This window comes from Treponema sp. OMZ 838, from assembly GCF_000775995.1.
GTDB lineage: Bacteria > Spirochaetota > Spirochaetia > Treponematales > Treponemataceae > Treponema.
In genome coordinates this window covers 1,594,662-1,621,250 of the sequence record NZ_CP009227.1, presented here as the reverse complement: position 1 = coordinate 1,621,250, position 26,589 = coordinate 1,594,662, and the positions used below count along the sequence as shown (strand labels likewise).

Here is a 26,589-nt window from a genome sequence, read left to right as displayed (position 1 = left end):
AGAAGCCTATTTGCCAAATAATCCGCGCTGTCCTGCTTTAATCCATTTGCCGGGCATACGCGACAACGCAGGCTGGTTTATTTGTGCAGCCAGCCATTCGGTATAAAGCGCATTATCTTCTCCCTCAAGGCGAACAAGCATTGTTTGCAAAAGAGCATTTTCTTCCTGTGCAAGTGTTGCTACACTTGCCTCCGCCATCCTCACAAATGCTCCGGACGCAGCGGCAACCGGTATATTCCCGCATGAAGGAGAGACATCTCGATGTACAAATATTAATTTCCCGGATTTTTTATGAATAAAATACCGCATAAAAGTGTAGGCCAACTGTATATTTGCAGTAATCAATTCGGTAACGATCTTGTCGGCATGCAATACACCGGTATTGGAATATAATTCGGTATATGCGGGTGCATCAAAGATCAGCAGTGCAGTTTCAATATTTAACTGTAACGTTTTAAATTGGAGCGGTAAAGATTGAAGCGAAAATACGGATTGGCGGTTCCATAATAACACAGGACCTATCGCATTCTCCGTTTTTTTATCTTTTGTTCGTTCGGCATCGGAAATAACGATTACACGCTGCCCCTGTACCCGTAAAAAATCAGCTAAGCTTAACGAAAAATTTAAGCGATCGTCTGTTATCAGTATATCAGTACTCATAGCTACCAGTATATACCGAATAAATAAAAATTAAAATAGCGGAACCGCCTTTTTACCCGCACCCTCTATTCGATTAAGGTTGCCTCCACCATATAGCGGAAAGAATCACCTTCAGCAGAATATTCTTTTTTTTCAATAATAAAAATGAGAGACCGGGAGGTGTCATCCATCAATATCTTCTTAACAGCATAATTTTTAACACCGCTTCTGACATAATCGGGACGGCCAACCTCTTTTTTACCTTAGTTCCGTTCGGTTTTGTTTTTTCTACCGTTAAATAAAATGAGCTTTCTGTTTTTGATTTTTTGCGTTGTATTCAGCACAACCGTATATTCATCACTTGTTTGGAAGTCGCGGAAAAATAGAGTCTGATTCCCTTCCGTCGATTCTGTCTGCGCATAAAGAACCCGTCCCTGCCGGATTTCGGAAATACCCCATTTACTCAAGGAAACTTGCGCTCTATTCTGTAATGCAAGAAAAGTCGCTTTACTCTCTTTGCCTTCCGTTTGCTTTGAGGGAGATGTCCTAAAAATACCGTTAGGGAGAAAGGTATTGGCACCTACATCGACAGCATAAATTTCAGCATACGCACGGTAGGTCTTATCCTGTAAACCGTGCTGACCGAATGCAAACTTTGTTCCATCAGCTGAAAAACCTAAATTAACAAAGTTTGCAATATCTCCTGCATAAACGGCAGCAGAAAAGACTGCCATGATCATTATCATATAAAGTTTCCGCATAACAACTCCTGTGCATGAAGAATCCGTAAATTACGTTTCTATACCTTTATCGGAATATAAAATGCAAACTTTAAAGAGGGAAAGCCAAAACAGGGAACCTCTAAAAAATTCGTTCTTTCAGTGTTAATTATGCATTACCTACTCTGATTTCGCCAGACTTTAAGCTGCTCCTGTATCAACTCTTTACTTTCTTCCAAAACTTTCAGCTGGGCTTCCTTTGTAGTAGGCGTCGGATATATTTTTAAGATTTTAACGCGATACGAACCGCCGCGCAGGTTGGTTGCAAGCCGTGTTATCGAAGAGATATTCCATCCGCCGTCAACGGCAGCAACAACCACCGGCATCGGCGCCTTGGATAAAAACCGCCGGAATCCCGCCGAATGAAAGGTTCCGACTGTACCATCCTTCGAGCGGGTTCCTTCCGGAAATAAAATCGGTATCCAATTGTTGCGCACCACCCGTTGTGCAAATGAATCCATTGCCTGCATCGCTTGGCTGGGACTACCGGTACGCCGTACCAGACAATGCTCGTCGCTTTTCAGCATAACGGAAACCAATGGGACATGGTCTGCAAGTTCTTTCTTTGCGACAAAGCGAACCCGCTTTCCGCCGAGATAGTTCATATACACAACAATATCCAAAATGCTTTGATGGTTGGAAATCAATAAATACTGTTCCGGCAGCTGCGGCACAAGCGCATAGTCGCCCTTAAAGCGGAAGTTTAGATAAGTAGAAAAAATTGAAAAAATACGGTGAGCAACAACGGTTGAAATATGCGCATTGATTTTTTTACACCACGGCCGATATACGGCATAAGCAATACGGTTTAATAACGCCCATCCTGCTATTGTGTTGATACAGCATACTATGCAAAAAATTCCAAGCATGGGAACTCCGTCAATACAAAAAATTTTCAATAGTATATACTATTTCTTGCAAAGATGCAAAGCATTGTTTTGTCGGAGGAATACTATCGATAAAGATCCTTCCGTACTGTTTAACGAGTGCACGTTTATCAAGCAGCGTTACAATACCGCGGTCGGTCTGTGAGCGCATCAGGCGGCCAAAGCCTTGCCGGAACTGCACGACTGCTTCGGGGACGCTTAACTGCATAAACGAACTGCCTCCCCTTTTTTCGATGGCATCCGCACGGGCGCGGAAAAGCGGCGCACTCGGCACGGCAAAGGGCAGTTTTACCAAAATGACATGGCTAAGCGCCTCCCCCGGTACGTCGATGCCTGCCCAAAATGAGGCCGTTGCGAATAAGCTGCTGTCGATATGTTCTTTAAAAGTTTGCAAGAGGCGGCTGCGATCATCTTCACCCTGCTGCAATAGCTCCATGTCAGGCAGTTCCTTGCGGGCGTATGCGCACGTTTGTTTTAACGACTCATAAGAGGTAAACAGGACAAGCGTTTTTCCTCCGGTCATTTCAATCAATTTAGTAACGGCGGTATTCACGAATTGCTGAAACTGCTCATCATCAGGGGCAGGTGCATCCGTCGGGATATTCAAAAGAACGTTTTTATCGTACGGGAAAGGCGATTCAAAGGTACCGGTGCGCACCGGTTTGTCGGAAAAAGGATGCAGACCGACCCTGCCCAGCCAATACGAAAAGCTCGTGCCGATTTTCAGCGTTGCGGAAAGCGCAATGACGGTGTCGAAGGGCGTGAACACCGCCTGCCTCAACAAACCCGACATATCCACCGGCGTCTGATTAAAGTAGGGAACCTCCCCCGCGGGGCTTTGGTATTTTTCTATCCAAAAGACGTAATCGGGCAGTTCCTTCCAGCGGAAAAAGTTTTCGAGGGTTTCGGAAATATCTTGCAACCGGTGCAGCGCGAGTGAACCTTCCCGCACCGCCTCTTCATACGGGGAGCCTTCGTCCGGTTCGGCATTGGTAATCAGCACCGCAAGCTTCAGGTTGAGTATATTCAGCTCTGCATAAAAATCCTTGCACGCGGCAAGCAGCGCCGCCGTCTTCGATGCCGGTACCTGTGTAAAACTGAGACTGCTTACGGCGCCGCAAAACGAGAGAGCCTGTGCTTCCAGTGCGGAATAGGCGGCTTGCGTTTTTGCAAGCGCACCGATGATCGCCGGCATCAGTTCGGCTTTAGTCGAAACCGCGGTGATTTTTTCGATACAGCCCGCGGCTTTTCCTTTTTTAGTCCGAGAAAGCGTTGTAATACAGCGGGTTAAATCATAGCGGGAAAAGGTACGGGAAAAAAATCCGCTTGCCGCCTCTTCAATCGTATGCGCTTCGTCAAAGATGATTGCGTTAAAGGACGGCAGAACCGCGGTTGAGGCATACCCCGCTCCTTCTTTCCTGCTGGCAAGATCGGCAAAGAGCAGATGGTGATTGACAATTAAGAGAGCAGCCTTTTCCGCCTTTTTGCGCAGCTTCATCACAAAACAGTCGGTGTAAAAAGGACAACGCTGCCCGAGGCAGTTATCCGATTCGGAGCAAATCTTTGACCATAACCCAGCGGCGGGCATAAACGGGAGTTCGGAGCGGGCGCCGTCTTTGCTTGTTTGCGCCCATTTTTGGATAGCAGCCAGCTCTTCCGCTTCCTGACTAAAGAGATCAGGTTCCTGTATTGTCTGCATAAGCCGCCGCAAACAGAGGTAATTCTGCCGTCCTTTAATAAGCACCGCCTGAGGCTGTTCCGATTGCTCGCCGCATACACCGAGTATTTTTAAGGCGTCGGGAACATCCTTATCGATGAGCTGATGTTGTAAATTGATGGTACCGGTGGAGATGACAATACGGACTTTATTAGCAAGCGCCCATTCAAAGGCAGGCAGCAAGTATGCCAAACTCTTGCCGACACCGGTTCCCGCTTCAAAAACGCCGATTGTACTGTCGTTAAAACAATGGGTTATTGCGCGGGTCAGATCAAGTTGCGGAGGGCGCTCTTCATAGTGATCAAAAAAAGAAGCAAAGCTGCCGGTTTCTTCAAGATAGCCTGCTATTTTATCGGCATTCAGGCGGCGGTATACTCGTTCCTCCGCTTCATCTTCGTAATGCATGAGGGCTTAATCGCGCAGCCATTCAACTGCTGCAGTACCGTAGTTCACACTGATAATGGCCGTTTCATTATATTGTATCTGCGCATCGACCTTTGTGCCTGAAAGAATTTTTTTATCGGAGGATACCAAAAAGCGCCATTGGGGCGGATTGGTTTTTTGCACTGCCTGACGGGCAATTTCATCGGGTAAATTGAGAAACTGGCGGGGCTGCAGGCTGCCTTTTTGGGTTACCAGCAGGTATCCGTTATCTATTTTTAAATCGAGCGAAACAGACACGCCGCTTGAAAACACCGCCATACCGCGGCCGCCGCGTAATATCATCACACGGTCAAGACCGGGTTCTCCTTTCCATGAACCGGCAAGCGAATCGACGGTCTCGATGTATCCGAATTCCGTGTCTTGTTCATTTTGCGGCGTCGAAATTGCAAGGCTGTCCAAGGGTATCGAAAAATCAAAGAGATTGAACACCAACAGCCGTGAATCAAGCAGGATTTTATTGATATTACCGTATACTTTCGAAATGATACGGGTAAATTGATCTTTTCGTCCCTTCAACACGAGCTCAAGCTTGATTCCTTCAGGAACTTCTTCCAATACCCCGAAGAAAATATATTCAATAGCCGGATTTTTAGGAAAATCAACCGGTACGGACTCATTACGCACATCAAAGATAGTATATGTTTTAAGTTCTTTAATAAAAGAAAAGACAAGATTATCGACCGTCTGAGCCGTTTGCTCAGGCATTTCAGGCGCTTGTAATTGATACACTGCAACACCCGGCAACGCAGAAAGCGCCGGCGGCAGACTGATGAGCAGCAGGAGGGCTATGTATAGAGTTTTTTTTCTTCTGTGTTTCATGCTTGTCATCACCTGTTTTTTAGGTGCAGTTCCCGTTGCATATCCCGCTTAATATCCCGCTCCTTTATGTCTGCCCGTTTATCAAACTGCTTTTTACCCTTACAGATGCCGAGCATGACCTTAATCCGTCCCCGCTTTAAGTAAAACTCAAGAGGAATAAGCGTATAGCCCTTTTCCTCCGTTTTTCGGGTTAGTCGTTTAATTTCATCTTTATGCAGCAGCAGTTTCTTAGGACGGTCGGGATCATGGTTAAAGATTGAAGAATACACATATTCCGAAATATGAAAATTTTTCAACCACACCTCATTCCGTATAATTTCGGCAAACGAATCGGGGAATGAAATACGCCCGTCCCTTACCGATTTTATTTCGGTACCTTGCAGCGCAATCCCGCATTCTATTGTTTCTTCGATAGAATAGTCAAAATGCGCTTTTTTATTCTTTGCGATAATTTTTATCGGCTCTCCGTCCATTAAACTCATTATATTCATCTTAAAATACTTGTCAACGTAGAGACAAAATGGTACTGTAGTTACAAAAGATATTCCGATATCATTATTCAAATACATGGCATCACCGGTAGAATAGGTTTTTTATGTTTTTTCAACGGTACAAATTTACTTCATATACTGAACAGCGGGAAAAGCGGTTTAAAATTATCCGTGTCGCTTTTATTGTTTTCTTACTTTTTATACTGTATCAGCTTATCAACTCGTATATTATCGCCGCGTACCGAATTCAAGCGGATACAATGCAGCCGACTTTTTCCTCCGGGGATATGATTATTACCGCTCCTTTTTATTCCTCCCAAAAAGATATTGAACGGGGTACACTCGTAACGGTCGAACCGATTGAACGGCCTCATCAAAATTTTTTTGAAAAAACGGTACAAAAAATCGTTGCCTTTTTTACCTTCCAGCTGGTCAATCCCTTTGCAGCTAATCAGCCGTCGCAAGCAAAACCTTTTATCCGGCGCGTTGTCGGCATCCCCGGCGATACAATATATATGGAAGATTTTGTACTGCATATTAAAACAAAGAACGGCGGACATTTCTTAACCGAGTTTGAAGTAACGGAAAACGACTATAACGTCAAAAGCGAAAATCTACCGGAGAACTGGGATACGTCACTGCCGTTCTCAGGCGCTTATCCCGAAATTACGCTCAAGGAAGGGGAATACTTTGTATTGTGCGACAACCGAATTGCCTCAAGCGATTCCCGCCTCTGGGGGCCGTTACAGGCGGCAACACAGATTAAGGGACGCATCCTAATGCGGTATTGGCCGTTTTCCCGTATCGCTTTTTTTTAAGCCGAAACCGTACCCGTGAAGCCTGCCGGTCTTTACATTCATATTCCATTCTGCACACAAAAATGCCGCTATTGCGATTTTTACTCGATAACGCAAAAGGCGGGCTTTGCCCCTTATCATCCCAATCCTCAATTTATCGAGCGGCTCCTGCACGATGTCCGTTTTTTTAAAGAGCGCTCTGCTATTGAAGCATGGAAAACCGTCTATATCGGCGGCGGCACGCCTTCGCTGCTGCACCCTGATGATATTAGCACCCTCGCGGCCGGTATCCGTAAAGAGCAGCATCTGCCGGTTCAAGAATTTACGATAGAAGCAAATCCCGAAGATATTCACCCCGAATGGCTTGCAGCTTGCAGCGAAGGCGGCATCAACCGGCTTTCCATCGGCGTACAGACTTTTGATAACGACGTACTGGCCGTAAACGGGCGCCGTGGTTCAAAGGAAAAAACGATAACGGCGTTGAATACGATAAAAAGCCGATGGCACGGCGAACTTTCCTGTGATTTAATTGCAGGATTGACCGGACAGACCGCGGCGAGCCTTTCCGGCGATCTGCAGCGGCTAATAGACTACCGCATCGATCACCTCTCCCTCTACGGACTGTGCAGCGAAGCGCCGCTTCCTGAAGCCCGTGAAGATTTTATTTCCGACCTGTTACAGCAAAACATCGAACTTTTAGCCGAAAACGGATACATCCGGTATGAGGTGTCGAATTTTTCGTATCAGGATAAGCACCGCTCCCTTCATAACCAAATCTATTGGAATATGGAACCATACGCCGGCATCGGCCCGGCTGCATGCGGGACTCTGATACATGAAGATAGCGGCGGAAAATTTATCGCAGCGGAGCGTTTTGAAGGAAGCAAAGATATCGGCGAATGGATGACCGCAGCCGACCGAACCTCGGTATATCCGTGTGAGCATATCGATCGGAATATCTTTTTAGAAGAGGTTCTGCTGATGGGTTTCCGGCTTTCGGAAGGGATTAACCGGCCGGCATTTGCACGGCGGTTCGGCGCTGATATTACCGCCTTTATCGGCAATACCCTCAGCCTCTGGGAAAAACGCAGGCAATGCCGCATCGAGACCGATCGGGTTTACCTTACGGAAGAAGGTCTGCTTTTTCTCAACCGCTTTTTAATCGATGCGCTGTCGGAACTGGATACAAAAGCACAATACCCTGCCGGAAAGCCTCTTGACCTCGACGGTTAATCATTGTTATTCTATGAGCTATGACAGAAGCGGATAAAATAGCGCTGATAGATTTGGATGAAGAAGATTACGATACGGTTTTAGCTGAGGATATCGTCTTTGACGGGATCATTAAGTTTGAAAAGCCCTTTATGATAAAGGGTGCCGTACAAGGAACCATTCAATCTTCAAGCGATTTAATGATCAGTGAATATGCAAAAGTAAAGGCAAAGATAAACGCAGACCGCGTTATTATTAAAGGCGAGGTCATCGGTAATGTTACCGCTACCACCTCCGTGCATGTATTTGCCTCAGGGAAATTAACCGGCGATGTAACAGCTCCCGAAGTAATACTGGATAGCGGTTGTTTTTTTAGCGGAATTTGTACGATGAATCGGCACTAGAGGTTATAAGAACGTGTTTGCTCTCTGCAAAAGATTTCCGGCAGGAATCGCATTAAGTTTTTTAATGCTCTTTTTTCCCTATTATATTTATGCACAAAAGGGTGATGATGCGCTGGTATTATATCGTGAAGGCCGCTATAAAGAATCCGCATCGGTGTGTTTAAACGAAATAGAACGGATGCCCCGCAATATCGACAGCTATGTTGTACTGACATGGGCGCTGCTTGCCGACGAGCGCTATCAGGAAGCGGCCGACTGGACAGTTAAAGGGCGGGAAGTTTCGCAATATGATCCGCGGCTTATTGAAAGCCATGCGCAAGCGCTCTATCACCTTGGAAGGAACGAAGAGAGCCTGCATCTTTTTGAAGATTATATTGCGTATGCGCCTAACGGTACGAAGGTAAGCGGCGTGTATTATCATATCGGAGAATTGTATTTGCGCATGGCAAAATATCGCCATGCCGATATAGCCTTTTCTACCGCTATCAGGTTGGAACCGCTCAATAGCGTGTGGTGGACGCGGCTTGCGTACTCGCGGGAACAGGCAAAGGAATACCGGGCAGCATTGGAGGCGTATTCGTCTGCATTACAGCTGAACAAAAATTCAACCGATGCTCAAAAAGGTTATGAACGCGTACTGCACCGTTTTTAGCCCGCTGCAGCGTTCTCCTCTTTCTAACTTCTGATTATAGGTTTTCTTCATTAATATGAATGTTCAATTATGTTCAATACGAATTGAAACGCTCGGATGCAGGCTTAATCAAACGGAGGCTGAGTCCTTTGCCGCGCTGTGTACCGATGCGGGGTTTTCCATCTATACCGGCCATGCCGATTATGCCGGATACGCCGGTACAACGCCTGCCGACACTTCAACGATAACAGCCCCGGAAGCCGCGGCTCCCATCCGATTATCTTCCGTGCTGCCGCCCGAACAGACGGTTCTCTGCTTTGTGAATACATGCACCGTAACCGGCAAAGCGGAACAAAAGGCGCGCCGGCTGATCAGATTACTGGTGAAGACACACCCCCATGCCGTTATTCTGGTAACAGGCTGCTATGCTCAACTGGAAGCCGCGGAAATAGAAGCGCTGCACCCCCACATACTCGCCTTCCCCGGACAACAGAAAGATTTATTAACCGAAATACCGGCATACCTTGCAAAATTGGTAGCCGACAGCGCTTACTTTGACACAGCCTTTTTTCTAAGCGCAGTGCGCGCCTACCTTACCCGTTTGACGGACAAAGCTCCGCAGCATACACAGAACAAACCGGTACAAAACTCATCAGTACAAAACATATCCATACGCGGCATACGGGAGAACCGGCTATTCGCACTCAGCTCCCCGCATTTTTTATTCCACTCACGCGCACTGCTGAAAATTCAAGACGGCTGTAACGATGCCTGTGCTTATTGCAGGATACGGCTTGCACGGGGTAAATCCGTGTCGCTTCCCGCCGCCGAAGTCCTCGAACGGCTTCGCTGTATAGAAGAAACCGGTGCTCGTGAAGTAACGCTGACGGGCGTGAATCTGTCGCAGTACCGGAGCGAAGCCGGAGACTTTGCCGATATGCTCAAACTCATACTGGAAAACACTGAGATGCGTATCCGCATTTCGAGCCTTTATCCCGATAGGATCGATGAGGTGCTTGTCCCGCTGCTGGCACATCCGCAGATTTGCCCCCACTTCCACCTTTCCGTACAATCAGGCAGCGATACCGTCCTTAAAGCGATGCACCGAGGCTACAGGAAAGCAACCATATATCAAGCCGTTTCCGAACTCCGCCGCGTAAAGAATAATCCGTTTATCGGTGCGGATATCATCGCCGGTTTCCCCGGCGAAACGGAAGCTGATTTTGAAGAAACGTACCGGATGTGCCGTGAACTTGAGTTTGCGGGAATACATGCGTTTCCCTTTTCTGCCCGCCCGGGAACAGAGGCGTGGAAAATGCAGCCGAAAGTACCTGAACGGATTGCAGGTCAGCGGATAAAAAAGCTGAACGAACTGGCGGAAACGCAATCCGCATCATATTTACAGGCATGGGATGGAAAACCGATATGCGGGGTTGTCGAAGCGCCGCGCAACGGACAGCAAACCGTTATCACGGAAAATTATCTTTCCCTGCCTTTAATACGGGATCCTTTACAGAAGAATAATTTGCACGGCGGCGAATATATCCGTGTACGAGTCCAGGGAAAGGATGCCGTACTGACGGAAATTATCTCTAGCCCGCACAGCGAACCGAACTGAAACAACCTCACATCATTTCGATGGGTAATGGCACCGATGAGCATCTGTAAAAAACGAAGTTTCCGAACAGGTCTATTCTAATATTAATCGTTAGTATTCTACGAAAAAGTATAGGAAGCTCTACCCCAATCGGAATTTATTATGCCCCAAACGGGTATTGTTATATTTATCAATTAATTTGACAATAATCCCATCCTTCGAATCAGAGTACCAGGGGGTATTGTTTATGAAAAGCTCTGTAAAAAAACAATCAATATATGCTATAATACCACCCGGAGGCAGCAAAATGTTTGCAATAACTGGGATTATTCAGGGAAACACCATTCTTACAGATTGTCCTTCGCTTGAATATTATAATGGCAGAAAAGTAATAATAACCGTTTTGGAAGATGAAAAGCTATATCATACCGTTTCTGATGAAAAACTTTTTGCAATTTCCGATTTTCTCATTGATCAGAATAAGCAAGCATATCAGGAATTAGCTAAATGATTTTCTTTGAGTATGAACAAGTAGTAAAAATCCACAGGTCTCTTATCGAAAAGACAGGCGGTATGGATGGTATACGTGACGCGCAGCTTTTGGATTCAGCATTGAAAACACCATTTCAAACTTTTGGCGGGAACAATCTTTATCCTGATATTTTAGACAAGGATTCGCAGCTGTGCTACTCTTTGATTGAGAATCACCCTTTTATAGATGGAAACAAAAGAATCGGTGTACATTTAATGTTGCTTTTTCTAAAGTTGAATAATATTGAAGTAAATTATTCACAACAAGAATTGGTTGATTTTGGTTTAGACATTGCTTCGGGGAAAATGTCTAAAAATGACATAAAAGGATGGATTATTGAGCATAGAAAATAATCAGCCTCCCCCCGCAGCAGCAACCTCGTATGCAGGACTGCGGAGGAAGAGTAATTCACAGCCTTATGCCTTTACAATAGGCACCCATAGCTCCATCGTGTAATTCTTGCTGTACATATCTCCTTCCGAATATGCTTCAAAGTCGGGAGTACCGGCATGACAGTACCCTTGTTCGGGAAAGAAGGTTTCCATAACATACTTCCAGCCTTGGTGGATGCAATTGGGAACGGAGCCTTTCAGCTGGACTACTGCGTATTCAGCTTCTGGGATGTGCATCACCGACAAGCCGAGTTCGGCCGCCTTTTGTGCGTCACGGCAATCATATGCCGCTGCATAAGTAAACGTTTTGCCGTCTTTTACCTCGGAACAGATGCCGAAGCTCCTACCGTTTCCGAGTTTTGCAAGTTCTTCGTGCGAAGCTTTTTCAAAAAGGCTGCCCCAGACTTTCGGAAAATCACTGGTTCGATCCGCATCGACTTGAATACCTGCAAGCGTAAATCCGCTCTTTTTTCCAATTTTGACTTCCATAGTTTGCCCTCCGTTGACGGTTAAAGATAATTTAATTGGAGCAAATGATTTAAATTCTTTTCCGTTCCGAACCGCGCTCGGACTGACGCCGTGGAATTTCTTAAACGCAGCTGCAAAAGAATCAGGCGATTCATAGCCGTACGCCAATGCTATGTCGATAATCTTAGCATCGGTATTGCGCAAATCGGCGGCGGCTCTGCTGAGTTTTCTAAAACGGAGATATTCATTTAAAGGATACCCGACCAATATCGAAAAGATTCTGCTGAATAGCGGATAGGAATAGCCGGAAATGCGCGCAATCTCCGCTTCATCACACCCTGTCTCAATAGTCCTTTCAATATAAGCCATCGCTCCGTTAAATGATTGAATGATATTCATCTTTTGCTCCAAAACCTACGGAGAGTATAATGCATATAAAAACAGCCGTCCCGATAGTTATTGTACAAAAAAAAGCGGCTGCGATGTGTCTTCTATATCATCATCAGCCGCAAAAATAAGTACAGCGCACAGTAAAAAAGCTGCATAAAAAAAACAGGCGTTTCATACAATGTTTTTCATAAGTTATTGGTATTCTAAAACTTATGAAAAACATCATCTCGGAGAGGCTTACAACTTTTAGCGGCGCCCAATGCTCAAGTCCGAGTCTTACGCGCCTGCCTTTTTCATTTGCTCAAGGTTTTGCTTCATCGCTTTTTCGACCGCGCGGAGGATGTTTTCGTAGCCGGTACAGCGGCACAAGTGCCCAGAGATAAGCTTACGCAGCTCTTCCCGCGTATACAGCCTTCCGCTTCCGACAATTTCCACCGCTGTCATAATAAGCCCGGGGGTACAGAAGCCGCACTGAACGGCAGCTTCATCGATAAAGGCCTGCTGCACCGGATTGAGTTCTCCGTTTTCGCCCTGTAGTCCTTCAACCGTCAAAATACTCTTGCCGTCCGCCCATACTGCAAGGTAAATACAGCTGTCAACAGACACTCCATCCACCAACACGGTACAGGCGCCGCATTCTCCTACTTCACAGCCCTTTTTAACGCTCGTCATCGAAAGTCTATTGCGGAGCGCGTCTGCAAGCGATTCCCGAACATCAACGGCAAGCTCGCACTGCTTCCCGTTTACCTTCATAGTAATAATTTTTAACATGCTTACACCTCCTGCCGCTCGACAGCTTTCCGTAAAGATCGCACCGCTATTTGCTTGGCGGTATTAATTCTGAACGCTTTTGACGCGCGCCACGAGTCACGGGGATTGATATCCGTGAGAAGCACTTCCTGCAAGCCTTCATATAACGCATCGTTGATTTCTTTACCCGTTAAAAAAGCCTCAGTATTTTTACAGCGAAGCGGCACCGGAGCGGCAACACCGAAACACATACGCACCTCGTCGATTTTTAAGGCGCCGTTTTCCCGTTTGGTTTTTACAAGGGAAGCGCAGCTCAAGTTCGCAATATCCATCGCATTACGCATCGCATACTTGATGTAGTCGCCGGTAAAGCCTTCGTAGTCCTTCTTTTTAATGAGGAATGAGGTTACCAACTCGCCTTTTTGCAGCACCACCTTTCCGGCAGATACGTAAAACTCCTGCACGGGAACCAGCCGCACTCCGTCCGGGCCGGTAATTTCGACAACCGAGTTATAGCACTGCTGACTCGGCGCGGTGTCGGCGCTGGTTACACCGTTGGAGATATTTCCTCCTGCCGTTCCCATATTCCGTATCTGAGGCCCGCCGACCTGATCGGCCGCATAGCCGAGCATCGGTAAGTGCTTTTGCACGATGGGACTTCCGGTTAATTCGCTAAAGACCGTCAGCGGCCGGATGCGGATCGTACCTTCCTCATCTATGCTCACCCCGCGCAATTCGGGGATGCCGAAAATAGACACGACATTCCGTCCGGCAAGTTTACCTTCCCGCATTTGAATCAGCACGTCGGTGCCGCCGGCAAGAATAACCGGATTTTCGGTACGGACTAAGGCGCTTACGGCATCGGCGATGGATATCGCTTGATAAAAACTTTCCATATCGTACATATTAGATTACCTCCTTCAGCAGCCCGCTCTCGCTGAACGCTTCAAAAAGCCGCTGAGGATTAAGCGGCAGCTTGTTAATGGCAACGCCGGTGGCATGGAGCAGCGCATTGCGGATTGCCGGCGGCTGCGAAATAATCGGCGGCTCGCCCAGTGATTTATTTCCGAAGGGGCCGGTGGGATCGGCATTTTCGATAAACAGCTCGTGTAAGTCGGGAAGATCCATCGCCGTCGGCATCTTATAATCCAAAAGATTCCCGTTCAGCAGCTTGCCTTTATTATCATAAAGCATCTGTTCGGCAGTTGCAGCACCGATTCCCATTCCCATGCCGCCGTGTACCTGAGCCGCCGCCAGCTGCGGATTGATAAGCGTACCACTGTCGTGCAGGTTCAAAATATTCAATACCGTGATTTTGCCGACCGGAATATCAACCTCAATCTCAACAAAGGTTGCACCGAACGAGAAGCAGTTATCGGTACAATGCGACGTTTCTTCCGCGCTGAGGTGATTGGATTCTTTCATACTGTAACAGCTTTCCATTGCGACCTCTTCCAAGGTGAGCCGCTCTTCGCCGGTACTACGGACAATAATTTTTTCATGCTGCAGATCAAGTTCATCGGCCTTCATATCGAGCATCCACGCCGCATATTCCAATATCTTTCGTTTAAGCGATTCGGCAGTTTTTTTAATCGCCTTGCCGCTCACGTATGTTTGACGAGAAGCATAGGCCGCGCTGTCGTACGGGCTAACATCGGTATCCTGTTCGGAAAAAATATAGACCTTATCCATCGGCAGCGAAAGCACTTCGGCAGCCATCTGGCAGAACACCGTATCGGCGCCCTGTCCTATTTCCGTCGCCCCCATCTGAATTTGAATACTGCCGTCCTGATTGAGCATGATACGGGCGGAGGCGGTTTCGAGCGAGATGGGGTAAACGCCGGTTTTGTAGTTAAAGCAGGCAACTCCGACACCGCGGCGCACCGGCCCTGTCTGATTCGCATACTTTTTCCGCAGCTCATCCCAGTGGAACACCTCGCGGCCTTTCTGCAAGCATTGATAGAGCCCGTCCGAGTTTGCTCTAATCTTTGTAACAGGATCTTCATACCCTTCCCGCATACAGTTCTTGAGCCGCAAATCGATAGGATCCATATTCAGTTTGAGCGCCATATCATCCATAAAAGATTCAAGGGCAAAATCCGCTTGCGGAATCCCATACGCGCGCATAGCCCCTGCGGTAATATGATTGGTAAACACGGAATACGCTTCGGAAATGATTCCCTTTTCCGCCGAATAGAGCTGCTTAAACTCGTTGGAGGCATTCGCGGTAATAGCGTGTCCGTGTGAAGCGTAACCGCCCTTCGTAGAATAGCAGAGCATTTTGCGCGAAATGAACCTGCCGTCCGACTTCCGCACTGTTGTCTTCATGTGGAATTCCATCGCATGGCGCGTGCGGGTACACATAAAGGTTTCCTCACGCGAAACGGACAGCTGCACACAGCGGCCGCCTACGAGCGTACAAAGGTAAGCGTTCAGCGGTTCATACAGGATGTCCTGCTTATTGCCGAAGCCGCCGCCGATATACGGCTTGATAACCCGTATTTTCCCCCAGTCGATTCCGAGCGCCTGTCCGCACACGCGGCGACAGATATGAGGCAGCTGCGTGGAAGACACCACGATAATCTTTCCGCCTTTCATATACGCATACGAGCCGGGATTTTCTATATGACAGTGAGAAATCGGAGATACCGCATAATCACCTTCAAACATGACCGTATCGGGATCATCCGGCGTTTCTTCATACTGGCCTACGCTAAACACCGTATGCTTCAGCACATTGCCCGGGAATGCTTCGTGTAATACGGTCGCTTCAGGGGACATCGCTTGATGCACATCCATAATAGGAGGATATTCTTCATACTCAACGGTGATTGCTTTTAAGGCACGCTCTGCAGCGACATTGTCTTCTGCAATGACTGCCGCAATATCATCCCCGTAGAAGCGTACTCTCGTGTTCAGCAGTCTCCGGTCGGCAATATCCTGATGCGCCGCTTCGGTAGACCACGGGTGTCCCGCAGTCGGAAAACAAATGTCCGGCACATCGAAACAGGTAACAATCTTAACCACGCCGGGGATTTTTTCCGCAGCGCTTGTATCGATTTTTTTTACCAGTCCGTTCGCGATGGTACTGTGCAATACCTTTGCGACTAAAAAATCACTGTGAAAATAATCGTCAACATACTTTGCCCTGCCGGTTACCTTATCGTAAGCATCGACACGGGGCACCGCTTTTCCAACTATCATCTTTACCTCCCTATATAAACTGAAATTTTACTACATCGAACAAACCGGAATCCGTCAATTTTAATTCGGGGATAACCGGCAGCGCAAGGAACGACAAACCGATCAGCGGTTCAACTTCGGGGTATACGCCGATAGTATGCGCTTTCTCGGCCGCATGGTGAATAGCATCGGCAAGCTGCCCCGGTTCCATCGGGCTCATCAAACCGCCAATCGGCAGCGCAAATTTGCTAAGCACTACACCGTTTTGTACAACGGCTACACCGCCTTTCATGTCGATTATTTCCTCTACGGCGCGGTGCATGTCAGCAGCATTGGAACCGGCGACGATGATGTTATGCGAATCATGGCCGACACTCGACGCGATGGCTCCGTTCGACACTCCGTAACCGTGCAGCAAAGCGCGGCCGATATTGCCGGTGTTCTTGTGCCGCTCCAGCACCGCCAAATAACAGAGCTTGCCTTCTTTGAGCATCTCGGCGCATTCCTGCCGCGGAAACACCAGATGCTTCGTAAAAAGTGTTCCCCGCTGCATTCCGATAACATGGAAATTATCGGAACCCGACGGCATAAAATGGTCGGCGCTAAAGGCGCTCCGAGATACGGGAACAACATGCACGCTGTCGGTAATCCGTTTAATGGAGAACGACGACGGTTCCTCTGCCGCCGCCGACTCCGTTTCTTGCGCCATCGGAACGGAAGAAACTTCAATACCGGCTTTGTATACCGAATCGATTGAAAAGTCCGTTATATTATCAAATACGACAATATCCGCATAGTGGCGCGGAGCGATAGCCCCCCTGCCGCTCAAACCGTAACACTGTGCCGCATGGAAGCTCGCCATACACAGCGCATCTTCCGGCGATAATCCGAGCGACACCGCTTTGCGTACATTATTATTAATGTGTCCGTTCGCTAAAATATCGCTCATTTTTTTATCGTCGGTACAGAACGCAAAGCGGCTCGTATCGGTCTTATGCTCCAGCATACCGCGTACGATAGGTTCCAAATCCTGCGCGGAAGAGCCTTCGCGTATCAGGATGTACATTCCCTGCTGCAATTTTTCAAATGCTTCATCGTAGGAAGCGCATTCGTGATCGGTACGGATACCGGCGGCGCAGTATGCCTGTAAATCGCGGCCGCGCACGCACGGCGCATGACCGTCGCATATCTTTTTCTTTTCCCGAGCCGCAGATATCTTTTTCAATACGGCTTCATCCCCGCGGATGACTGCAGGATAGTTCATCATCTCGCCGAGACCGAGTACATTCGGCTCATCCAATAGCTTTTCTATATCGTACACGGTAATCGCGCCGCCGGTGTGTTCAAAGTCGGTAGCGGGCACGCAGGAAGGAATCATAAAATAGATGGAAACAAGCGGCTGGTCCGTACCGGCAAACACCGCCTTCCGCGCATCCTCCAGCATATAGAGAATACCGTCAACGCCCGCAACGTTGGCAATTTCGTGCGGGTCGGCAATAACGGCCGTAGTACCGCAGCGGAGCGCCTGCCGAGCAAAATTCCGCGGAGACGCCATCGTGGACTCAATGTGCAGGTGCGCATCGATAAGCCCCGGACACACGAACTTGCCGGTTAAATCTTTTTCTACAACACCTTCGTACTGTCCGACTCCGGCGATATAGCCGTCCGCTATCGCAACATCCTGTTTAATAAACTCTTTGGTAAACACATTAAGCACAAAAGCGTTTTTTAACACCAGATCGGCTTTCACCCGCCCTGCCGCAATATCGATAAACCTTTTTTCATCCATATTATATCTCCTACCGTTTATTCCATACGCAACGGCCTTGTACGAATTTTGCAACCATGTTGTGCCGTTCCATCAAATAGAGCGCACGTTCCAGCCGCTGCTCAACGGAAAAATCGGTACGTGCACTCAACTGCGTATCATCGATCACTACTGCGTCAAACCAGAAGTTTTTTTCAAAGCTGCCGGTATCGCCGAAGAAGGAACCGCCGCCTTTCGTTCCAAGGTATAAGGCCTCCGATACGGAAAGCGCACGCTCGCCTTCATAAAAATACCGCCGCATTTTTGAAACTTGAAGCGCTGCCATCATCGCCTTAAACAGAGACAGTTGAGAACCGGCAGCCACATCTGAGCCGAGCCCGATATGAACGCCCGCATCCAAAAGACGCGCGATCGGGGCAATGCCGCTGGTTAAATTGATATTCGATTCGGGACAATGCGCAATATACGTGCCGCGCCGAATCAGCAATTCTATTTCTGCGTCGGTAGGATGCACACAATGAGCGAGGATGGTTTTATCGGTTAAAAGACCGTAGCGGTCGTACACTTCGGCATAATTTTTGCATTCGGGATGAAGCTCCTTCACCCACGCGATTTCTTTTTTATTTTCCGAAAGATGGCTCTGTATAGGCAAGTGCCGGGCTGCTGCCAGCTTGCCGAGATTATCCATTAAAGCGGGCGTACACGAAGGTACAAAGCGGGGCGTTATAATAGGAGCAACGGTATCATCATTTTTAAATGAATCAACAAAGGCTTGGGTCGCGGCAAAAGATGATTCCGCCGTTTCGCATAAGTAGTCGGGCGCATTCCGATCCATATTCACCTTGCCGACGAGGCACGGCATCTTTTTAGCTTTTAGTAAGTCCGCCAGCACACGGTTGCCGCTGTTATGAATGGTACCGAAGATTACCGCGCGGCAGGACGGACTCGCTTCAAGATCATCGGTGAAAAGCCGATAGCTCTGCAAAGCGTAATCAGCATCGGCATATTTCGCTTCTTCGGGAAAGGTATAGGTATTCAGCCAATCGATGAGTTCAAGCTCCATCCCCATTCCGCGGAATGCATACTGTGGCGCATGAACGTGTAAGTCAACACAGGCGGGGACAATCAGCATACCGGAAAAATCAAAACAGGGAACACGTTCCCATTGACCTTCCGGCAATGCGGTAACAAAATCGATTATTCTTCCGTTTTCGCACAGCGCATACGCATTCGGATGCGCTACAAGACGGTCTTTTGTTACGGCTGATATAAAATCACCCTTAACGACAAACTGTGTCTGACTCATACTGCAATACCCTTGTACCAGTATAGCACGGTTCACCGCAAAAACAAGCAAAAAAACGCAAAAAACTAATTTTTTTTTAGGATGTCTCACAATATATAAGGATTAGTGAAGAAATTAAAAGGAAAAAGATAAAAAAGCCAACTCTCGGACTTGAACCGAGTACCTGCACGTTACGAGGGTGCTGCTCTGCCAGGTGAGCTAAGTTGGCAAATAAAACAAGCTGAGGCTAGTTTACCAAAAAAGGCTTCCTCAGACAAAGTTTGAGTAGTATACGGAAAAAGCACCGTTACGTCAAGGAAAAAATTGTAAACAAATATTAAGAAAATGGTGCATATTACTCCGCTTCTTCGTAATAATAGGAAAGGATGGGCGATATTCATCTCGACATATTTTTCTACGATCTGTTCAAACGTTGTATCCGGCATTTTCTCTATTCCGGCAAGATTTTGTTCAAGGAACTCTGTTGCTGCAAACTGAAAACCGCCTTTTGAAATATTTACGGTTCTGATTTTACCGGCAAAATTATACAGTCCCCCCAAAAAGATAGGCATGAATCTGCTGTAATCCCTGTATCGTCCCAACTTCAATACTGTCCAGCAATGAACTTTCAAAAAGCGCGTATGCCTTTGTTTTACTTTTTGCATCTATTGTTTCTTCAGAATAGGTAAACCACTGGATAAACGGCATGGATTTATTGTTCGGAAAATTTTTTGCAAGCTCTATTACTTGATTATAATCCATTACATCCGATTTATATTTTTTCCCGTCGGCAGCAGTTAATTTCAGTTGGGTAGTAGCACTAACCACCTGAGGATTTTCTTTTTTCAGTTTTGCTTTTAAATATTTCCAGTAGTTACGATTCTTTTCGTATTCATGCTGTTCATTTAGAACACCGATGATATCAAGCACACTAAACCACCATTTGGAGTGTTCTTCATCCCAAACGGCGCGAACTTCCGTATCATTAAAAAATCTAATCGATATTTTATCCATCTTGTTCTTTATTATATCACGATTCTCTTCCGCTATGTAGAGGATACGTATAGATATATAATAGGGGAAATCATGATATTAGGGCATCTCTAAAAAACTGATTCGCAATCCGCTTTAGCGGATATGATAAATCACTTCCTTACAGAACAAGCCGATAGGTTTGATGTTGTTAGAGGTTCCCATTACTATCATACAAAATCGAGTTGTGTACGCGCAGACAGCTGGAGGCACTTCGGAGTCAGGCGGCGCTCCAATCGGAAAGATTCTCTTTGACGCGCAAATAGAGATGGTTTTTGAGCTGAGGTAATTTTAAAATAGATAAAAATTGCGGTGTCAACAAAGATTTTGTTATACCCGATCGCCATTTCCATATTCTCCACGAATGGTAGCGATCCCACACAGTCACAGCAGAACACAAGAGGCCTTTACTTCCCCGCACCGAACGCGTGCTTGATTGTTTCAGCGAGGTTTTCTACGCGGGTAATGCCTTGCATTGCAGGGTCGGGGTCATCGCCGTCGCCGGCAGCTGCCGGGACATAGAGTTGGGTAAAGCCGAGGCTTTGCGCGGTTTTAATCAGCGGCTTTAAGCGGCGTACCGGTCTGATCTCACCGGCAAGACTAAGCTCTCCGATAAATGCTTCGTTTTTACGCGCGGGGATATCCGTCCGCGCAGAGTAGAGCGCAAGCGCTAAAGCCAAATCGATAGCCGGTTCCCGCAACCGGATGCCGCCGGCGACATTGATATAGATATCTTGATCGGAGAACCGCAAGCCTATCCGTTTTTCCAGTACGGCGGCGACGCGGCTAACCCGTGCGGAATCTATCTTATCGGAGAATACGCGCGTCATTGTGCCCTTAGCGGGTACCGTAAGCGCCTGAATTTCTACCATAAACACACGGCTACCTTCAAACACCGGTACGGTCGCAGACCCGGCAGGCAGCTCACCTTGCCGTTGAATGATAAACAGCGCGGCGGGATCCTGTACGGCAGCCAAGCCTTTTTCATCCATCCTGAAAATTCCCAGCTCATCCACCGAACCGAAGCGGTTTTTAAGGGCGCGGAGAAACCGCACATCATCTTCATTCCGCTCAAAAGAGATAACGGTATCGACCATGTGCTCCAGAACCTTCGGCCCTGCGATAACGCCTTCCTTTGTTACATGAGCGGTAAGAAAGAGCACTGCGTCCCGCTCTTTTACCCATTGCACCAATTCGTTGGCGCAGTATTTGAGCTGATTGATCGTGCCCGGGATGGTTCCCGCCTGCGGGGAAAAGAGTGTTTGTACCGAATCGATAATGACGATAAGGGGATTGAGATTATTCAATACTTTTTCGATATTTTCCACCGAATTGGTGCAAAGCAGTTCGATATTTTTGAGCGGAACACCGAGCCGGTCAGCCCTGCCGCGTATCTGCCCGGCGGACTCTTCTCCGGACACATAAAGCGTCCGCTGCCCTACGGCTCCGGCTGCTGCGGCAGCTGCCGCTTGCAAGAGCAATGTCGACTTTCCGATACCGGGTTCGCCGCCGATTAATACCGCCGAACGCTTTACCGCACCGCCGCCGAGCACTCTGTCAAATTCCGAAATACTGGTTGTAATGCGGACAGTATCGTGTACCTCCACCTGTTCAAGCGGGATAGGATGCGCTTCGTCTGTTTGCCGCACGGCAGCGGCGCTTGAAGCAAAGCCGGGGGTAAAGTCCGCTTCTTGGAACTGCTCCTCAAAGGTATTCCATTCGCCGCAGCTCGGACAACGTCCGAGCCATTTCGGCTGGCTGTACCCGCAGGAGCTGCACCGGAATATCCGTCCGCCGGCTTTCTTTTTTGCCATTTTTCTTCGTTACCTATTCATCGTTCCGTTCGGAAAGGGTAAGCGTCAATTTTACGGTCTTATTTCCGCGGAGCACCGTTACAGCGATACTCTCGTTCGGTTTTTTATCTTCCAAAACAGCGTAGTATTCGCTAAGGTTGCTGACCGCCTGACCGGCGATTTGGGTGATGATGTCGCCGCCGAGGTAGATAACCGCAGCGCGCTTCCCGATACCGTAACGGACGGCATTCGCTCCACCGCGAAGCCCCGCCTTTTCGGCATTACTGTCTTTTTTAACACGGGAAACCAGCAAACCGCGCTGCACCGACAGCCCCGCATAGTTTGCAATCGAAGCGTTCAGCTGTACCAGCTCCGCATCGATGGACGCACGCCGAACCTTTCCGTACTTGATAATTTCGGATACAACCCGCTTAGCTGTGTTGATGGGCACCGCAAAGCCGACCCCTGCCGAACTGCCCGACGTAGAATAAATCATCGTATTGATGCCAATCATCTTGCCGTCCGAATCGAGGAGCGGCCCGCCCGAATTACCGGGATTGATTGCTGTGTCGGTTTGAATCATATTTTTGATGATGACGTTTTTATCGGTTTGAATCGGGCGGCCGAGGGCGGATACAATACCGACCGTCAACGTCCGTGTTAAGCCGAAGGGGTTTCCGATTGCGAGTACCCGCTGCCCTACCTTAAGCCCGTCCGAATCGCCGAATTTTATCGTCGTAAGCTGAGTGTTTGCGGGCGGGTCGAATTTGAGCACGGCAAGATCGTTTTCACGGTCTACGCCGATTACCTTTGCATTGTACTGGCTGCCGTCCGAAAGGGATACGAATATCTTTGTCGCATCCTCAATAACGTGCGTGTTGGTCAGGATGTAACCGCGGCTATCGATAATCGAGCCCGAACCGGAACCGCCTTCCTGCGGAATCGGTTCAAGGAACCAGTTTACCCCGACCGTTTCCGTGGTGATGTTAACAACCGCATCGTTCGTATTTTCGTACACCGAAATATTTTGCTTTTCTTCTGCGGTGTAACGGCTCGCCGGTTCCGCGGCAGCTGTCAGGTAAGGGCTTGTTTGCCCCGCTGCTTCTAAGACAGACACGCTCCCGTCACCGGTATTTTCTACGCCGTCAATGTGCCCGCCGCTCTGTTGTGTGAGGGCTGCATTACTTTCCGCCAATGCTTCAAGCTCGGCTGCGGCATCCCCCTGCGGCGTTTTTGTTCCGTGCCCCAAATAGAAGCCCAGCCCATAAGCGGCAAGTGCAATAAAACAGCCGATAACGGCTGCAGAAAAAATAAGTTGTTTTCTACTGTAAAGCTTCATACGCGATCCTCTTAAACATAAGGTGGTTGCATCCGGCGCTCATACTCTTTATCACAGCGCAAAGCACCGGAGTATTAAAATCTTCTGCACGAATCATCACATATTTTGGATAAATATACAAAAAAAAGCACATCCGCCAATAGAAGGGCATCGAACACATCGGATTATTTTCAACAACTTCTTTTTTCTGCGATATTCGATCTATCTGTCTTATACGGCTGTCTGAACGCTGAGTTTTTGGTACGCTGAGTTTTTACCCTTTCAAAAAAAACATTCTCCGATATAATCGAACTATCGAATAGATAGTGCGTAGGACACAAAAAGTATGGAAAACCCGCTCGTTACAAAAAAGTTGCGCAAAACAAAAGCACGGAACTTAATCATCAGTATTTTATCTCAAGATAAGGATAAGGCTTTCTCCGTCGAAGAGCTGCATGAAGCTTGTGGGGCAGATCTGCAAATCGACTTGTCGACGGTATATCGAACAATGCATACGCTTGCCGAATCCGGTTTTATAACAAAAAGTATGCATCCCAACGGAAAAGCCTATTTTCAGATTGCCTCTCAACAGGGAACAGAACATCACCACAGGATTGTGTGCAGTAAGTGCAAGGCTTCGGCTGACATTGCCGTCTGTCCGCTGCACGATTTGGAAAATCAGATCTTATCGGAAACGGGCTTTACCATGACATCACATAGCATAGAACTTACCGGTCTTTGTCCCGCCTGCAAAGCCGAAGAGGAAGCGCAGACTCCGCAGACGGAAGCTCCGTAACATATTTCAATTTGCAAAAGCGGCAATTTTAAATCAATTTATTCTTTTGCGCCGCAGCATAGAGTTTGGCGTTCCACACATTACGAAAAATAAACTTATCACGCACCGTATTCTCCGTCATCGTATCCATACAGTTTTGCAGCGCTTTAAACGAACGGCTTAAATATCCGTTTGCGGTATCGGATGTATTTCCCTCTTGGCGGAGAATTGCATCGTAGCAAAGATACGAATATATCGAAGCATACATATCATGATTTTTAAGCGCATCCCGTGCAGTGTCCTCAAGTTTTTGCAAATATACCGACGCAGATTCTTCCAATAAGTTAGCAGCAAGTCTAAAGCGGTAATAGCTGTCAAGAGCGGCGTAGCATATTTGCATTGCCGGTTTACCGTATAGATGCCCCCAGACCAATTCCTCTGCAAGTACAAAACCGCTTTGGTACGGCTCAAGCACAGCGGTAAATGTTTCGGGACTCACTTGTATCTGCGCGCGTTCATCGCGAAGAATAGGAGCAAATAAAAATGATTCGATCAAAAACAAACGGGCATCGGGAGACTTATCGAGGTTTGCAATAAAGATCGGCTGCGCCTTGCTTGTTTGTCCCTTTTGGGATAATGCTCTTGCATACCAAATTCTACAAAGGGGCGCCCATTCTTGGAAGTGCTTCGAAGCTGCTTTTTCCGCCTCTTGAAATAAAAGCTCCGCTTTGCCGTAATCACCTAATTGCAATGCAACTCTCCCCTGCATAAACAAGCACGGTATTTTTTTAGGCTGTTCAAAATAACACTCTGCATCCTCTAAGAGCCGGCGGAGAAAATTTTCGGCAGTATGTAAACTATTCTGTAAAAAGCAACTGATACTGAGGTTAAACAATGCCTCACATATAAAACTGCTGTCGTTCAGCACTTCGGCAATATCAAGCGCATATTGAAAATATGTTATGGCGTCCTCTATTTTATTTTGAGACAAATGCAGAAAAGCCACACAGGAAAGCGCACGATATTCACCTGCAGGAAAGGTATGCGCTTGAACGGAGCTGACCGCTTTTTTTACCGCATAAACCGCTTCGTTAATATTTTTTTGTTTACTGATTTTTAATGCTTTTTGATAGCTTTCGAGAGCGGGGAAAAAAACCGTAGACTTAAAGGGACTGATATCAATCTGAGGTATTTCCTTATCTGAGTACTTATGGAAGAAATAATGCAGCATAAATTGATCTTCCGGAATAAATTGAAGCGCGCCAAAAATATCTTTCAGGTTTTCATCGGGACATAACATTCCCTTTTTATATTTATCCCATAGGAAATCGGCTATATACTGTTTCGCCTTATTCTTTTCTGTTCCAAGCCGCTGCTCCAATCGCTCGACAGCGTATGGGGTTACCGAGTATATATCGTTTTTTACTTCGGTAATACCGACTGCATACATCCATTCATACAAACTCGTAATAAACGGAGCGCTTTTATGCAGCGAAAGAAAAAATTCCGGCATTTCATCGTCAAAGATAAACACAGAAGCACATATCGTAAGATACGCAAGTTGCAAAAAATCAACCGATAAGCCGTCAAATGCCATCGATTTTTCCGGCATAAGCTTTGAATGAGCGGTAATGGGGAGTACACCGATGAGATGATTCGCCGCCTCCGCATTTTTTTCGGTATATATAACCGTTAATTCGGTAGTATGATAACTTTTTACAAAGACCTGAAAATAGAGGCGTGTATATAATAAAAATGCGTCAATAAAATAATCGGGATAATTTGAACAAAACCGGTTCCGGCGGAAATAATACTGCACATGTTTTGCGTTCTCGTATTGTGCTTGTTCGTCTTTTGAAAGCACGGTCTTTACCGCGTGCTCGGTAAGAGGATGTAAAAGCATAAAATGATACAGCGCATGTATCCACGTACCGGTATTCGAGAGGTAGATACAGCATTGGGATTCCGCCGTTTCGGCGTGATCTGTTTTCGGTACGATAAAATCCGCACTGTAGTAAAGTTTAACTTTAGGCACATATTCAAACCGGATATAGGATTTTAAAAGCCGCTCTGCTTGTGCGGAGGCAAAAAAACTGCGGCTCGGCACAAGCACACTCCTGTAAGCGGCAAAATGATCTGCAATAACATCCTCAGAATCCGTTTCTTCACAGCAATCGATAATAATTCGGTAATCTACCACCCGCCTTTTATAGACACGCAGTAAATCGGCTAAATTCTGCAAAAATAAATTAGCGGAAAACACCGAAGCAACTTCATGGCTGCTAAAGCGGTAAATTGAGGCACAGGCAACTTTAAATGATGAGGCACCGTTGGCTTCAGCCGATTCCGCGATAGTATTCAATAATTTTTGTATTTCAAACGGAGCAATTCTCAAGAGCTGCCGTTCATAAGGAATTTCAAAATAGATACAAATCATAACAACCTTCCTTATTATGTATCGGCTTTTTCTCTATTCCGATAAAGTT

General features: G+C 47.1%; 23 protein-coding genes, 1 tRNA gene and 1 pseudogene. 8 read left to right on the top strand and 17 right to left on the bottom strand.

Annotated elements, in window-relative coordinates; translation table 11 throughout:
- Positions 1-6 precede the first annotated feature (6 nt).
- From QI63_RS07300 to smpB, 6 genes and pseudogenes are all read right to left on the bottom strand, one after another.
- Complete coding sequence (locus QI63_RS07300) at positions 7-660, bottom strand: hypothetical protein (protein ID WP_044015132.1); 654 nt, start codon at positions 658-660, stop codon at positions 7-9.
- A gap of 65 nt (positions 661-725) precedes the next feature.
- Positions 726-1,373: pseudogene (locus tag QI63_RS07295) on the bottom strand (DUF2259 domain-containing protein).
- A 161-nt stretch (positions 1,374-1,534) separates the two neighbouring features.
- Positions 1,535-2,287, bottom strand: a complete 753-nt coding sequence (locus QI63_RS07290; RefSeq protein WP_044015129.1) for a lysophospholipid acyltransferase family protein — start codon at positions 2,285-2,287, stop codon at positions 1,535-1,537.
- Between the two features lie 10 nt (positions 2,288-2,297).
- Entirely contained in the window at positions 2,298-4,427 is a 2,130-nt protein-coding gene (locus tag QI63_RS07285) for an ATP-dependent DNA helicase (RefSeq protein WP_044015127.1), read from the bottom strand.
- Between the two features lie 6 nt (positions 4,428-4,433).
- Positions 4,434-5,285 carry a TP0183 family DNA metabolism protein gene (locus tag QI63_RS07280; RefSeq protein ID WP_044015126.1) on the bottom strand — a complete coding sequence of 284 codons (852 nt, stop codon included), beginning with the start codon at positions 5,283-5,285 and terminating at the stop codon, positions 4,434-4,436.
- A gap of 8 nt (positions 5,286-5,293) precedes the next feature.
- Positions 5,294-5,758 (bottom strand): SsrA-binding protein SmpB, encoded by a 465-nt coding sequence (gene smpB / locus QI63_RS07275; protein WP_016519060.1) that lies wholly within the window; start codon positions 5,756-5,758, stop codon positions 5,294-5,296.
- A gap of 122 nt (positions 5,759-5,880) precedes the next feature.
- On the opposite strand from smpB, the gene lepB reads away from it, so the two are divergent.
- From lepB to QI63_RS07240, 7 genes are all read left to right on the top strand, one after another.
- Positions 5,881-6,594 (top strand): signal peptidase I, encoded by a 714-nt coding sequence (lepB, locus tag QI63_RS07270; RefSeq protein WP_044015123.1) that lies wholly within the window; start codon positions 5,881-5,883, stop codon positions 6,592-6,594.
- A gap of 15 nt (positions 6,595-6,609) precedes the next feature.
- Positions 6,610-7,806 (top strand): coproporphyrinogen-III oxidase family protein, encoded by a 1,197-nt coding sequence (locus tag QI63_RS07265; protein ID WP_044015121.1) that lies wholly within the window; start codon positions 6,610-6,612, stop codon positions 7,804-7,806.
- 20 nt (positions 7,807-7,826) lie between these two features.
- Positions 7,827-8,189 carry a bactofilin family protein gene (locus tag QI63_RS07260; RefSeq protein WP_044015119.1) on the top strand — a complete coding sequence of 121 codons (363 nt, stop codon included), beginning with the start codon at positions 7,827-7,829 and terminating at the stop codon, positions 8,187-8,189.
- A gap of 64 nt (positions 8,190-8,253) precedes the next feature.
- Entirely contained in the window at positions 8,254-8,841 is a 588-nt protein-coding gene (locus QI63_RS07255) for a tetratricopeptide repeat protein (protein WP_052185591.1), read from the top strand.
- Between the two features lie 55 nt (positions 8,842-8,896).
- Positions 8,897-10,438 (top strand): tRNA (N(6)-L-threonylcarbamoyladenosine(37)-C(2))-methylthiotransferase MtaB, encoded by a 1,542-nt coding sequence (gene mtaB / locus QI63_RS07250; RefSeq protein ID WP_044015117.1) that lies wholly within the window; start codon positions 8,897-8,899, stop codon positions 10,436-10,438.
- A gap of 226 nt (positions 10,439-10,664) precedes the next feature.
- Complete coding sequence (locus tag QI63_RS07245; RefSeq protein ID WP_235619652.1) at positions 10,665-10,928, top strand: hypothetical protein; 264 nt, start codon at positions 10,665-10,667, stop codon at positions 10,926-10,928.
- On the top strand, positions 10,925-11,302 hold the full coding sequence (locus QI63_RS07240; protein WP_044015116.1) for a type II toxin-antitoxin system death-on-curing family toxin: 378 nt from the start codon (positions 10,925-10,927) through the stop codon (positions 11,300-11,302). Before QI63_RS07245 ends, QI63_RS07240 begins: the two co-directional genes overlap by 4 nt.
- 63 nt (positions 11,303-11,365) lie before the next feature.
- Here QI63_RS07240 and QI63_RS07235 read toward each other — a convergent pair whose 3' ends face one another.
- From QI63_RS07235 to QI63_RS07185, 10 genes are all read right to left on the bottom strand, one after another.
- On the bottom strand, positions 11,366-12,208 hold the full coding sequence (locus tag QI63_RS07235; protein ID WP_044015114.1) for an AraC family transcriptional regulator: 843 nt from the start codon (positions 12,206-12,208) through the stop codon (positions 11,366-11,368).
- Between the two features lie 267 nt (positions 12,209-12,475).
- The gene (gene xdhC, locus QI63_RS07230) at positions 12,476-12,970 is read right to left on the bottom strand and encodes a xanthine dehydrogenase subunit XdhC (RefSeq protein ID WP_044015112.1); all 495 of its coding nucleotides are present in this window, start codon (positions 12,968-12,970) and stop codon (positions 12,476-12,478) included.
- A gap of 2 nt (positions 12,971-12,972) precedes the next feature.
- Positions 12,973-13,854 (bottom strand): xanthine dehydrogenase subunit XdhB, encoded by an 882-nt coding sequence (gene xdhB, locus QI63_RS07225; RefSeq protein WP_044015110.1) that lies wholly within the window; start codon positions 13,852-13,854, stop codon positions 12,973-12,975.
- Between the two features lies 1 nt (position 13,855).
- Positions 13,856-16,153, bottom strand: coding sequence for a xanthine dehydrogenase subunit XdhA (gene xdhA, locus QI63_RS07220; protein WP_044015108.1), 2,298 nt, complete (start codon positions 16,151-16,153; stop codon positions 13,856-13,858).
- Between the two features lie 10 nt (positions 16,154-16,163).
- On the bottom strand, positions 16,164-17,921 hold the full coding sequence (gene ade / locus QI63_RS07215; RefSeq protein ID WP_044015106.1) for an adenine deaminase: 1,758 nt from the start codon (positions 17,919-17,921) through the stop codon (positions 16,164-16,166).
- Between the two features lie 10 nt (positions 17,922-17,931).
- Positions 17,932-19,206: an amidohydrolase family protein gene (locus QI63_RS07210; protein ID WP_044015105.1), complete on the bottom strand. Its 1,275-nt coding sequence runs from the start codon at positions 19,204-19,206 to the stop codon at positions 17,932-17,934.
- A 135-nt stretch (positions 19,207-19,341) separates the two neighbouring features.
- Positions 19,342-19,414, bottom strand: a tRNA-Thr gene (locus QI63_RS07205).
- A gap of 314 nt (positions 19,415-19,728) precedes the next feature.
- Positions 19,729-20,199 (bottom strand): NOC3 family protein, encoded by a 471-nt coding sequence (locus QI63_RS07200; protein WP_235619651.1) that lies wholly within the window; start codon positions 20,197-20,199, stop codon positions 19,729-19,731.
- 425 nt (positions 20,200-20,624) lie between these two features.
- A complete protein-coding gene (gene radA, locus QI63_RS07190; protein WP_044015103.1) occupies positions 20,625-22,031 on the bottom strand; it encodes a DNA repair protein RadA in 1,407 nt (468 codons plus the stop codon).
- 13 nt (positions 22,032-22,044) lie between these two features.
- Positions 22,045-23,349, bottom strand: a complete 1,305-nt coding sequence (locus QI63_RS07185; protein ID WP_044015102.1) for a S1C family serine protease — start codon at positions 23,347-23,349, stop codon at positions 22,045-22,047.
- Positions 23,350-23,674: 325 nt separating this feature from the next.
- Between QI63_RS07185 and QI63_RS07180 the strand changes: the two genes are divergently transcribed.
- On the top strand, positions 23,675-24,124 hold the full coding sequence (locus QI63_RS07180; RefSeq protein WP_044015101.1) for a Fur family transcriptional regulator: 450 nt from the start codon (positions 23,675-23,677) through the stop codon (positions 24,122-24,124).
- A gap of 28 nt (positions 24,125-24,152) precedes the next feature.
- Here the strand turns inward: QI63_RS07180 and QI63_RS07175 are convergent, their stop codons facing one another.
- Positions 24,153-26,540, bottom strand: a complete 2,388-nt coding sequence (locus QI63_RS07175; protein ID WP_044015100.1) for a tetratricopeptide repeat protein — start codon at positions 26,538-26,540, stop codon at positions 24,153-24,155.
- Positions 26,541-26,589: the final 49 nt, after the last annotated feature.

Coding starts and splice junctions, on each gene's coding strand:
- QI63_RS07175 (WP_044015100.1), bottom strand. CDS start 26,540: ATGATTTGTATCTATTTTGAAATTCCTTATGAACGGCAGCTCTTGAGA.
- QI63_RS07185 (WP_044015102.1), bottom strand. CDS start 23,349: ATGAAGCTTTACAGTAGAAAACAACTTATTTTTTCTGCAGCCGTTATC.
- QI63_RS07285 (WP_044015127.1), bottom strand. CDS start 4,427: ATGCATTACGAAGATGAAGCGGAGGAACGAGTATACCGCCGCCTGAAT.
- mtaB (WP_044015117.1), top strand. CDS start 8,897: ATGAATGTTCAATTATGTTCAATACGAATTGAAACGCTCGGATGCAGG.
- QI63_RS07235 (WP_044015114.1), bottom strand. CDS start 12,208: ATGAATATCATTCAATCATTTAACGGAGCGATGGCTTATATTGAAAGG.
- xdhA (WP_044015108.1), bottom strand. CDS start 16,153: ATGATAGTTGGAAAAGCGGTGCCCCGTGTCGATGCTTACGATAAGGTA.
- QI63_RS07240 (WP_044015116.1), top strand. CDS start 10,925: ATGATTTTCTTTGAGTATGAACAAGTAGTAAAAATCCACAGGTCTCTT.
- lepB (WP_044015123.1), top strand. CDS start 5,881: ATGTTTTTTCAACGGTACAAATTTACTTCATATACTGAACAGCGGGAA.
- QI63_RS07200 (WP_235619651.1), bottom strand. CDS start 20,199: ATGGATAAAATATCGATTAGATTTTTTAATGATACGGAAGTTCGCGCC.
- smpB (WP_016519060.1), bottom strand. CDS start 5,758: ATGGACGGAGAGCCGATAAAAATTATCGCAAAGAATAAAAAAGCGCAT.
- xdhB (WP_044015110.1), bottom strand. CDS start 13,854: ATGTACGATATGGAAAGTTTTTATCAAGCGATATCCATCGCCGATGCC.
- xdhC (WP_044015112.1), bottom strand. CDS start 12,970: ATGTTAAAAATTATTACTATGAAGGTAAACGGGAAGCAGTGCGAGCTT.
- ade (WP_044015106.1), bottom strand. CDS start 17,921: ATGGATGAAAAAAGGTTTATCGATATTGCGGCAGGGCGGGTGAAAGCC.
- QI63_RS07300 (WP_044015132.1), bottom strand. CDS start 660: ATGAGTACTGATATACTGATAACAGACGATCGCTTAAATTTTTCGTTA.
- QI63_RS07260 (WP_044015119.1), top strand. CDS start 7,827: ATGACAGAAGCGGATAAAATAGCGCTGATAGATTTGGATGAAGAAGAT.
- radA (WP_044015103.1), bottom strand. CDS start 22,031: ATGGCAAAAAAGAAAGCCGGCGGACGGATATTCCGGTGCAGCTCCTGC.
- QI63_RS07255 (WP_052185591.1), top strand. CDS start 8,254: ATGCTCTTTTTTCCCTATTATATTTATGCACAAAAGGGTGATGATGCG.
- QI63_RS07180 (WP_044015101.1), top strand. CDS start 23,675: ATGGAAAACCCGCTCGTTACAAAAAAGTTGCGCAAAACAAAAGCACGG.
- QI63_RS07245 (WP_235619652.1), top strand. CDS start 10,665: ATGAAAAGCTCTGTAAAAAAACAATCAATATATGCTATAATACCACCC.
- QI63_RS07210 (WP_044015105.1), bottom strand. CDS start 19,206: ATGAGTCAGACACAGTTTGTCGTTAAGGGTGATTTTATATCAGCCGTA.
- QI63_RS07280 (WP_044015126.1), bottom strand. CDS start 5,285: ATGAAACACAGAAGAAAAAAAACTCTATACATAGCCCTCCTGCTGCTC.
- QI63_RS07290 (WP_044015129.1), bottom strand. CDS start 2,287: ATGCTTGGAATTTTTTGCATAGTATGCTGTATCAACACAATAGCAGGA.